Origin of the sequence: Streptomyces albicerus, from assembly GCF_008905045.1 — a bacterium.
In the GTDB taxonomy this organism is placed as follows: Bacteria; Actinomycetota; Actinomycetes; order Streptomycetales; family Streptomycetaceae; genus Streptomyces; species Streptomyces albicerus.
In genome coordinates, this window is sequence record NZ_VWMY01000002.1 from 124,522 (window position 1) to 134,330 (window position 9,809).

Annotated in this window: 10 protein-coding genes; 5 read left to right on the plus strand and 5 right to left on the minus strand. The window is 72.3% G+C overall.

All coding sequences use genetic code 11. The features are described from left to right. The coding region (locus tag GAS53_RS02125; RefSeq protein ID WP_151475808.1) for an NAD(P)H-dependent oxidoreductase at positions 1-544 on the minus strand (544 nt) is incomplete at its 3' end. Between the two features lie 117 nt (positions 545-661). On the opposite strand from GAS53_RS02125, the gene GAS53_RS02130 reads away from it, so the two are divergent. The 3 genes from GAS53_RS02130 to GAS53_RS02140 all read left to right on the plus strand — a co-directional run bounded on the left by GAS53_RS02130 (position 662) and on the right by GAS53_RS02140 (position 3,757). Then, positions 662-1,324 (plus strand): TetR/AcrR family transcriptional regulator, encoded by a 663-nt coding sequence (locus GAS53_RS02130; RefSeq protein ID WP_151475651.1) that lies wholly within the window; start codon positions 662-664, stop codon positions 1,322-1,324. A gap of 111 nt (positions 1,325-1,435) precedes the next feature. Beyond that, entirely contained in the window at positions 1,436-2,470 is a 1,035-nt protein-coding gene (locus GAS53_RS02135) for a LacI family DNA-binding transcriptional regulator (protein ID WP_151475652.1), read from the plus strand. Between the two features lie 63 nt (positions 2,471-2,533). Continuing rightward, positions 2,534-3,757, plus strand: a complete 1,224-nt coding sequence (locus tag GAS53_RS02140) for a 4-hydroxybenzoate 3-monooxygenase (RefSeq protein WP_151475653.1) — start codon at positions 2,534-2,536, stop codon at positions 3,755-3,757. Positions 3,758-3,826: 69 nt separating this feature from the next. On the opposite strand, the gene trxA is transcribed toward GAS53_RS02140, so the two are convergent. After that, positions 3,827-4,201 (minus strand): thioredoxin, encoded by a 375-nt coding sequence (gene trxA / locus GAS53_RS02145; protein ID WP_151475654.1) that lies wholly within the window; start codon positions 4,199-4,201, stop codon positions 3,827-3,829. A gap of 122 nt (positions 4,202-4,323) precedes the next feature. Between trxA and GAS53_RS02150 the strand changes: the two genes are divergently transcribed. Continuing rightward, a complete protein-coding gene (locus GAS53_RS02150) occupies positions 4,324-5,757 on the plus strand; it encodes a dihydrolipoyl dehydrogenase family protein (RefSeq protein WP_151475655.1) in 1,434 nt (477 codons plus the stop codon). A gap of 192 nt (positions 5,758-5,949) precedes the next feature. Here GAS53_RS02150 and GAS53_RS02155 read toward each other — a convergent pair whose 3' ends face one another. The 3 genes from GAS53_RS02155 to GAS53_RS02165 all read right to left on the minus strand — a co-directional run bounded on the left by GAS53_RS02155 (position 5,950) and on the right by GAS53_RS02165 (position 8,148). Beyond that, on the minus strand, positions 5,950-6,603 hold the full coding sequence (locus GAS53_RS02155; RefSeq protein WP_151475656.1) for a peptide deformylase: 654 nt from the start codon (positions 6,601-6,603) through the stop codon (positions 5,950-5,952). Positions 6,604-6,695: 92 nt separating this feature from the next. Next, positions 6,696-7,262 (minus strand): sigma-70 family RNA polymerase sigma factor, encoded by a 567-nt coding sequence (locus GAS53_RS02160; protein WP_151475657.1) that lies wholly within the window; start codon positions 7,260-7,262, stop codon positions 6,696-6,698. A gap of 229 nt (positions 7,263-7,491) precedes the next feature. Next, positions 7,492-8,148 (minus strand): hypothetical protein, encoded by a 657-nt coding sequence (locus GAS53_RS02165; RefSeq protein ID WP_151475658.1) that lies wholly within the window; start codon positions 8,146-8,148, stop codon positions 7,492-7,494. Between the two features lie 175 nt (positions 8,149-8,323). Here GAS53_RS02165 and GAS53_RS02170 point away from each other — a divergent pair, with 175 nt between their 5' ends. Beyond that, positions 8,324-9,733, plus strand: coding sequence for a PepSY-associated TM helix domain-containing protein (locus tag GAS53_RS02170; RefSeq protein ID WP_151475659.1), 1,410 nt, complete (start codon positions 8,324-8,326; stop codon positions 9,731-9,733). Positions 9,734-9,809: the final 76 nt, after the last annotated feature.

Below are 9,809 nucleotides of genomic sequence, written 5' to 3' on the forward strand. Positions count from 1 at the left end.
CGGCCTGGCCGTGGATCCGGCTGATGACCTCGGTCAGCTGGGCGGCGACCTCGGTGTCGTCGACGGGGTGCGTCTCGGCGAAGCGGACCACGGAGCCGGGGATGGAGAGCTTGATGTCGTCCAGCACCTTGGCGCCGGCGATGCTCGCGGCCTTACGGGCCTCGTCCTGCGCCCAGACACCGCCGTACTGGCCGAAGGCGGTGCCGACCACGGCGACGGGCTTGTCGCTGAGGGCGCCGGCGCCGTACGGGCGGGACAGCCAGTCGATGGCGTTCTTCAGGACGGCCGGGATGGTGCCGTTGTACTCGGGCGAGAAGAGCAGCAGGGCGTCGGCCGCGCCGGCGACCTCGCGCAGGCGGGCCGCGGCGGCCGGCACATTGCCCTCGACGTCGATGTCCTCGTTGTAGAAGGGGATCTCGGCCAGGCCCTCGAACAACTCGACCTCCGCGCCCTCGGGGGCGAGCTTGACGGCGGCCTCGGCGAGCTGGCGGTTGTGGGAGCCGGCGCGGAGGCTGCCGACGAGCGCGAGGATGCGAACAGACATGGGGAACTCCAAGGGGACGAAACATTGTCGTGACGAACCGGACCGAGGTCCGTTTAAAGTTGTAGCACCTAAACGGACCGCGGTCCAGTTCTGTTCCCGAGGCGATAAGCTGGTGTCATGTCCGCCTCCCTGCCGCCCTTTCCGACACCCCAGGAACCGACCGACGAGCCCGTCCTGCTGGAACTGACCTCCGGCGCGGACGAGCCCTGCCTGCGTGCCGACGCGGCGCGCAACCGGGCCCGGCTGCTGGAAGCCGCCGCGCGCCTGGTCGCGGAGTACGGCGCGGCCGGCGTCACGATGGAGGCGGTGGCCGTGGCGGCCTCGGTGGGCAAGGGCACCGTGTTCCGCCGCTTCGGCGACCGCACGGGCCTGCTCATGGCCCTGCTCGACCACTCGTCGAAACAGCTCCAGGCCGCCTTCCTCAGCGGGCCGCCGCCGCTGGGCCCCGGGGCGCCGCCGGTCGAGCGGCTGCGGGCGTTCGGCCAGGCGGTCCTGCGTCAGGCGGCGGACCAGCTGGACCTCCAGCTGGCGGCCCAGCCCGAGCCGGCCCGCCGCTTCTCCAACCCGCCCCAACGGCTTCTCTCGGGTCACGTCACCCTGCTGCTGCGCCAGGCGGTGCCGGATGCCGACTGCGTCCTCCTCGCCCAGACGCTGATGGGCTACCTCGACCCCGCCCTGATCCACTACCTGACCAAGGAGTGCAAGATGCCCCAGGAGCGCCTCGAGGCCGGCTGGATCGACCTGGTCGCGCGCGTGACGCGTACCGAACTGCCGCAGTAGGCCGCTGACTTGGGCCGCAGCGGGCGCGGACGGTCCGTGCCGGACGTCCGGTCCCGCGCGGTGCCCCCGGCCCTGAGCCCGTCCGGGGCTTCTGCGAAGATGCCGTACGTCATGGTGCAGATACCGAAAACATCCGCCCCTCCGTCGCCCGCGCAGCACTCCGTGCCGACGAGTGCCGATGTGGCCCGCCTGGCGGGGGTCTCGCGCGCGACCGTCTCCTACGTCCTCAACAACGCCAGTGCCGTTCGGATCAGCGAGCCCACCCGCCGCCGCGTCCACGAGGCCGCCAAGGAGCTCGGGTACGTCCCGCACGCGGCCGCCCGCAGCCTGCGCGCCGGGCACAGCCGTATGGTCCTGATGCCCACTCCGGACGTGCCCGTGGGACCGCTGTACAGCCAGTTCTTCAACGAACTCCAGTGGGCGCTGAGCCGCCTCGACTACACCGTCGTGCAGTACGGCAGCGTCGGCCTCCCGAGCGACGAGGCGGCCCGCGCCTGGGCGGAACTGCGCCCGGTCGCCGTCCTGGTGCCCGGCAGCGGACTCGGCTCGCAGGGCGTGGCCGTCCTCAAGCGCTCCGGCGCCCGGGCCGTCGTCACCCTCGGCCCCGAACGCGTCGAGGGCGCGCACGCACTGCTCATGGACCACCACGGCGTCGGCCGGAGCGCCGGCGCGCACCTGCTGGCCCGCGGGTGTCGCCACGTCGGTGTCGTGGTGCCCGAGGACCCCGGCCTGGAGATCTTCTCCAAGCCCCGGTTCGAAGGCGTACGGCAGGCCCTGAGCGGCACGGACGCGTCGGTCACCGAGGTACCGCTCGCCTACGACGAGAAGGCCGCTGCCCAACTCGCCGCGCGCTGGCGTGCGTTGGGCCTGGACGCCGTGTTCGCGTACAACGACGAGTACGCGATGCTGCTGATGCGCGCCCTCCAGGACGAGGGCATCGGCATCCCGGACGACACGGCCGTCATCGGCGCCGACGACCTGATGCTCGGCCGGCTGCTGCGCCCCCGTCTGAGTACCGTCCACATCGAGCTGCCGTCCGGACAGGAACTCGCCGAGCTCGTCGACCGCGCGGTGCGCGAACCCGCTGCTGCGCCGGAGGCGCACGAGGTGCTGGGAGCGACGGTCGTGCACCGCGAATCGAGCTGAGAGCCTGTGTCATGTCCCCGGCCGGGGACATGACACAGGCTCCGAACACCTGGGAGGCGCGTCATGCGGACCACGGTCGGCATCATCGGCGGAGGCCCGGCCGGGCTCCTGCTGGCCCGGTTGCTGCACCGGACGGGGATCGACTGCGTCGTCCTGGAGAGCAGAACCCGCGCGTACGTCGAACAGCGGCAGCGCGCCGGAATGCTGGAGCAGGGCACGGTGGACGCCCTGCGCGAGTGCGGCGCCGCCGACCGGCTGGAGGCCGAGGGACTGGTCCACCACGGCATCGAGCTGCGCTTCGACCGCGAGCGGCACCACATCGACTTCCCGGTGCTCACCGGCGGCCGCATCGTCACCATCTACGCCCAGACGGAGATCGTGAAGGACCTCGTCGCGCTCCAACTCGCCGACGGGCCACCGCTGTTGTTCGAGGCCGAGGCCCTCGCGGTCGAGAACGCCGCCGAGCCGCCGGGGGGTCACGCACCCGTCGTACGCTTTGTGCACGAGGGCCGCGAACAGACCCTCACCTGCGACTACGTGGTCGGCTGCGACGGCTTCCACGGCATCGCCCGCGACACCTTCCCGGCCGGCGTCAGCCGCACGTACGAGCACGACTACCCGTACTCCTGGCTCGGGATCCTGGCCGATGTGCCGCCCTCCTGCGAGGAGTTGATCTACGCGCGCGGCGAGGGAGGCTTCGCGCTGCACAGCATGCGCTCGACGTCGGTGTCGCGGCTGTATCTGCAGGTCCCGAACGGCACGGACGTCGCCGACTGGCCCGACGAGCGCATCTGGGACGAGCTCGACGCACGCTTCGCCATCGACGGCGACTGGCGGCTGGAGCGCGGACCGATCACGTCCAAGTCCGTGACGCCGATGCGGAGTTACGTCCACGAACCGATGCGCCACGGACGGCTGTTCCTCGCCGGCGACGCCGCGCACATCGTGCCGCCGACGGGCGCCAAGGGGCTGAACCTGGCCGTGTCCGACGTCCGCGTCCTGGCCCGCGGCTTCGCCGAGCTCCACCGCTCGGGATCGACCCAACTCCTCGACAGCTACTCGGAGTTGTGCCTCGACCGGGTCTGGCAGGCGACGCGTTTCTCGTACGACATGACCACGATGCTGCACGCCCAGCCGGACGGGGACGCCTTCGAGGGCCGGCTGCAGCTCGCGCGTCTGCGCCGGATCACGGCATCTCGCCCCGCGGCCACCGAACTGGCCGCGAACTACACGGGACTTCCGCTTCCGCTCGCGGCCACAGGGCGCGCTATGGGCCCCACCCGGTAATCACCGGCCGGTCGGCGAGCCGTCGTGCCGTTCGGCCGGATCGCCGGGGCCAGCGGGTGTGCGAGGACGTTACTTGGCCTGCTGCTCCTGCTCCGCGATGGACTTGCGGACCTCTTCCATGTCCAGCTTCCGGGCCTGACCGATGACGTCCGTCAGGGCGGACTCGGGCAGCGCCCCGGGCTGGGCGAAGACCGCCACCTGGTCGCGGACGATCATCAGCGTCGGAATCGACTGGATGTTGAAGGCCGCCGCCAGCTCGGGCTGCGCCTCCGTGTCGACCTTTCCGAAGACCAGGTCCGGGTTTGCCTCCGCCGCCTTCTCGTAGACCGGGGCGAACTGCCGGCACGGGCCGCACCAGGACGCCCAGAAGTCGATCAGGACGAATTCGTTGTCCGTGACCATCTGGTCGAAGTTGTCCTTGGTGAGCTCCACGGTGCTGCTCATGGCGTTGATTCCCTCTTCCTGGGGTCGGGGCGTAGCCGCTGTGCACAACGGCGCCGATCGGCGGCGTATTCCGCGCTCGTACCCGTGTGGCCACGGCCCACACCAACCACCAGACTGACCCCATGACGGAAACGGAATCCATCGCGTACGACGTCGTGGTGCTCGGGGCCGGGCCCGTGGGGGAGAACGTCGCCGACCGCGCCCGCGCGGCCGGCCTCTCCACCGCGGTCGTGGAGAGCGAGCTGGTCGGCGGCGAATGCTCGTACTGGGCGTGCATGCCCAGCAAGGCGCTGCTGCGCCCGGTCATCGCCCGCGCGGACGCACGCCGCGTGCCCGGGCTGAGCCAGTCGGTGCAGGGCCCCCTCGACGCCGCCGCGGTCCTCGCCCACCGCGACTACTACACCTCCCACTGGAAGGACGACGGCCAGGTGAGCTGGCTGGACGGCATCGGAGCCGTCTTCTACCGCGGGCACGGCCGGCTCGACGGGCCGCGCCGGGTCACGGTCGACGGACCCGACGGGGAGCGGCACGTGCTCACCGCCCGGCACGCCGTGGCCGTCTGCACCGGCAGCCGCGCCATGCTGCCCGACCTGCCGGGAATCGCCGAGGTCAAGCCGTGGACCAGCCGCGAGGCCACCAGCGCGCACGCGGTGCCGGGCCGCCTCGTGGTCGTGGGCGGCGGGGTCGTCGGCGTCGAGATGGCCACCGCCTGGCAGGCTCTCGGCTCCCAGGTCACGGTCCTCGTCCGCGGCAAGGGCCTGCTGCCCCGTATGGAGCCCTTCGCCGGGGAACTGGTCGCCGAGGCCCTCACGGAGTCGGGCGCGGACGTGCGCACGGGCACATCGGTCGAGTCGGTGACGCGGGAGGGCACGACGGTCGTGGTCACGACGGACCGGGGCGACCGCATCGAGGCCGACGAGATCCTCTTCGCCACCGGCCGCGCCCCGCGCACCGACGACCTCGGCCTCGAGACGGTCGGCCTGGAGCCTGGCTCCTGGCTGACGGTCGACGACAGCTGCCGGGTGACGGGCAGCGACTGGCTGTACGGGGTCGGCGACGTCAACCATCGCGCCCTGCTCACCCACCAGGGCAAGTACCAGGCGCGTATCGCGGGCGCCGCCATCGCCGCCCGCGCGGCCGGCGTCCCGCTCCTGGAGACCGACCCCTGGGGTGCGCACGCGGCGACCGCCGACCACGGGGCCGTCCCCCAGGTGGTCTTCACCGACCCGGAGGCCGCCGCCATCGGCCTCTCCCTCGCCGAGGCGGAACAGGCCGGCCACCGGGTCCGCGCCGTCGACGTGGATCTGAGCAGCGTCGCGGGCGCGGGCCTGTACGCCGACGGCTACCGCGGCCGCGCCCGCATGGTCGTCGACCTGGAGAACGAGATCCTGCGGGGGGTCACCTTCGTCGGCCCCGGTGTCGGCGAACTGATCCACTCCGCCACGATCGCGGTCGCCGGCGAGGTCCCGGTGAGCCGGCTGTGGCATGCGGTGCCGTCGTATCCGACGGTCAGTGAGGTGTGGCTGCGGTTGCTGGAGGCGTACCGGGACGCGTAGCGCTCCGCTGGAGTGCTGTTCTTTGTCTGCGGGTCGGTTGTGGCTGGTCGCGCCCCGCGGCGGAGCCGCAAATGTCACAGCCCCGCGCCCCTTGCGGGGCGCGGTACCGCACCGGACTTCACCAAGGCCGCCTGGTTCCGGCAGGTGCGACGCAGGGGGTGCCATCGAACAGATGGCACCCCTCGGCTCCTCTCAGCCCTCCTCGGGCAGCTCGAAGCCGAGCTCCGCTGCCGCCCGCTTCGGCGTCGGCTCGGCCCATCGTTCCGCCATCGCCTGGTTCGAGGACAGGGAGCGGAGTTCGGCGCGGTCCAGGTAGAGCATGCCGTCCAAGTGGTCCGTCTCGTGCTGGACGATCCGCGCGGGCCAGCCCGTGAACACCTCGTCCACCGGGCGGCCGTACTCGTCCCGCGCCAGAAGCCGCACCGCGGCGTGCCGGGCCACCACCGCCTGCCAGCCCGGCACGCTCAGACAGCCCTCGAAGAACGCGGCCCGAGCGGGCCCCACGGGCTCGTACGCCGGGTTGACCAGGACGCGGAAGGGCAGCGGCACCCGACCGCGTGCCTCGCGGATCTCGTCCGGAACCGGGGCCGGGTCCTCGACGACCGCGAGGCGCAGCGGTACGCCCACCTGGGGTGCGGCGAGCCCGACGCCCGGTGCCGCGTGCATCGTGTCGCGCAGGGCCGCGACGAAGCGGGCCAGGAGCGCCGGGTCCAGCTGGCCGTCGAAGGGCTCGGCCGCGCGACGCAGCACCGGATCACCGGCGGCGACGATCGGCAACGGGCCGGTGTGGGAGAGGAGTTCCTCCACCTGGTCGCTGAGGGACGTGGGATCACTGGGGGATGCCATCGCGCCAGCATGCCAAGAGCGCGACAGGGGTGCGAGGCGGCTCACTGGGAGCGCGACAGTCCGGTGCGGTGCCCCACTGGGAGGCGCGCGCCCTACCCCGCCGCCTCCAACAACGCCGTCACGCTCTCCCGGGCCCGCGCGACCCGGGATCGTACGGTCCCGACGGGGCAGCCCACCGCCGACGCGGCGTCCGCGTAGGGCAGGCCGGCCAGTTGGGTCAGGACGAACGCCTCACGGCGTGGGGCGTCCAGGGTTTCCAGGAGGTCGAGGAGGGCCACGCCCTCGTCGAAGCCGGGCAGCCCGCGCGGCTGGGTGCGTTCGGCGGCCGTCTGCCAGTCGTAGGCATCGGATATGCGCGGCCGGGTCGCCGCCGTGCGGAAGCGGTCGGCCACCGTACGGCGGGCGATCGCCAGCAGCCAACTGCGGGCGCTGGAGCGCGCGGAGAAGCCCGGCAGGGCGGTCAGCGCACGCAGGAACGTCTCCTGGGTGAGGTCGTCGGCGCCGTGCACATCGCCGCTGAGGTGGGCCACGAAACGCCATACGTCCCGGTGGGTGGCCAGCACGAACCGCTCGACCGCGTCCGGGTCGCCGGCTCCGGCGGCCAGCGCCCAGAGGGTCACCCGTTCGTCGTCGTGTGCCTCGAGCAGGGCAGGAGTCATCGCAAGTGGTCCTTCGGTGAAGGGAATCGCGGAGTGAGGAGAGCGGCGTACGGCACGCATGCGTGAGGTGCGCGCATGCGGCACGCGCGCGTGGGCGTACGACAACGGCACGCGCGCGTGCGTGGCCCCACCCCTACGAGAAGGACTCAGTCGCCGCGCACGCGAGCCGTACACCGACGGCACGCACATACGCCGCAGACCCGCCCGTCACCGGTCGCGGGACGGACGGTCAGCAGACGGCCGGCAGAGCCGGCGGCCCTCTCCGCGCGACGACGTACTCCAGCAGAACCCCGCGCAGCCGACGCACCGGGGCGAACACCCCGGCCCGTACGGGCGCCACCGGCCGCGGTACGGCCGACACCCGCAGCGCGCGCCACAACGGCTCGAAGAGCGCGGCACCGAGCACCCGGCCGGTCCGGTACGCGAACGCCCGCGCCGTGCGGAACGCCGCGTCCTCACCGCGCCACAGCCACACACCGCAGACGAGTGCGGCGAGCACGTGGGCCGCGAACATGCCCACGTCACCCCCCATCACCAGGGTGTCCGCCGACTCGGGGGCCATCGGGTGTGCATGCCCCGTCTCCATGGATTCCAGAGACATGCGCATGTGCGTGGAGGTCCGCGACGACGGCGCGCTCTGGGACAGCCCGAACAACTGGTGCAGTCCCAGCTGTGCGACAACCGTCGCCCCCGTCACCAGAGCGGCGCCCCGCTCCCGCCCGGTCAGCCACCACGCGGCCGCCGTCGTCGCCGCGAACGCGTACCCGACGGCCCACCAAGCCGGCCCCGACCCGGACATCAACGCGTGCCCCAGGGCGGCCGTCACCACGCACACGGCCGCGAACACCGCGGCACGCGTGAGGCGGAAGGCGATCCCTGAGGTCATGCCGAGCATCGTGCCAGTACAGGAGCACCGGGATGCCCGGAGCCCTCGCATACGAGCCGTGATGTGACCCACGCCACGCGAACCGCCGGGAACTCGCCGTCCCCTCCCACCGACTACTGGAGCGCAACGGCCGAGTACGGCCCGTCGTCCCCTGCCCCACCGGAGAAGCCAGCCGATGTCCACCGTTCCCACGACCGAGACGGACGAGTCCCCGCAAGCCGTCGCCCCTTCCCCGAAACGCGGCCCGTGGTCGCCGCTGCGCCCCCTGGTACTGCGGCTGCACTTCTACGCCGGCGTGCTCGTCGCCCCGTTCCTGCTGGTCGCCGCCACGACCGGATTCCTGTACGCGGGATCGTTCCAGGCCGAGAAGCTCGTGTACGCGCACGAGATGACCGTCCCCGTCGGCGACGAGAAGCTGCCCGTCTCCGAGCAGGTCGCCGCCGCCCGCAAGGTCCACCCGGAGGGCACGGTCTCCGCCGTTCGTCCCTCGCCGGAGGACGACGCCACCACCAGGGTGCTGCTCTCCGGAGTCCCCGGCGTCGACGAGAACCACAAACTCGCGGTGTTCGTCGACCCGTACACCGCCAAGGTGCGCGGCGCGCTGGAACAGTACGGGTCCACCGGCGCGCTGCCGTTGCGGACCTGGATCGACGAGTTCCACGCCAACCTGCAGCTCGGCGAGAACGGCCGGCTCTACAGCGAACTCGCCGCCAGCTGGCTGTGGGTGATCGCGGCCGGCGGCCTGGTGCTCTGGTTCAGCCGCCGCCGTACGCAGCGGAAGATACGCGGCACCAGCGGACGCCGGCGCACGCTGGGCCTGCACGGCTCGGTCGGCGTCTGGGCGGCGGTGGGCTTCCTCTTCCTCTCGGCGACGGGCCTGACCTGGTCGACGTATGCCGGAGCGCACATCGACGAGCTGCGCACCTCGCTCCACCAGGCCACTCCGTCGGTGTCGGCGGCCGTGGGCGGCGAGCACTCCGGCCACGACTCCGACTCGGCCGAGGGAGGCGTCGAGCACGGCGTCGGCATCGACAAGGTGCTGGCGGCCGCGCGGACGGAGGGTCTCGGCGACCCGGTGGAGATCGTCGCGCCCGCCGACGCCTCGTCCGCGTATGTCGTGCAGCAGGTCCAGCGCAGCTGGCCCACCAAACAGGACGCGGTCGCCGTGGACCCGACGACCGGAGACGTCACTGACACGGTACGTTTCGCCGACTACCCGGTGCTGGCGAAGCTGTCCCGCTGGGGCATCGACGCGCACACCGGGGTCCTCTTCGGCATCGTCAACCAGATCCTGCTGATGGCCCTCGCGCTCAGCCTGATCCTGCTGATCCTGTGGGGCTACCGCATGTGGTGGCAGCGCGGCCGCGCCTCCGCCTTCGGCCGCCCCATCCCGCGCGGCGCCTGGCAGCAGTTCCCCGCGTACGTCCTCGTCCCGCTGATGGCGGTCGTCGCCGTCCTCGGCTATTTCGTACCGCTGCTCGGCATCCCGCTGGCCGCCTTCATCGTGGTGGATGTGGCCCTGGGGGAGATTGCGTACCGGCGGGGCAAGCGGACGTACGGAGCCTCGAAGGAAGCGGTGAAGTAGCAGGCGCTGGGGGCTGGTTGCGCAGTTCCCCGCGCCCCTAAGGGGCGCGCCTCAGCTGCAGGCGCCCCGTCAGGGG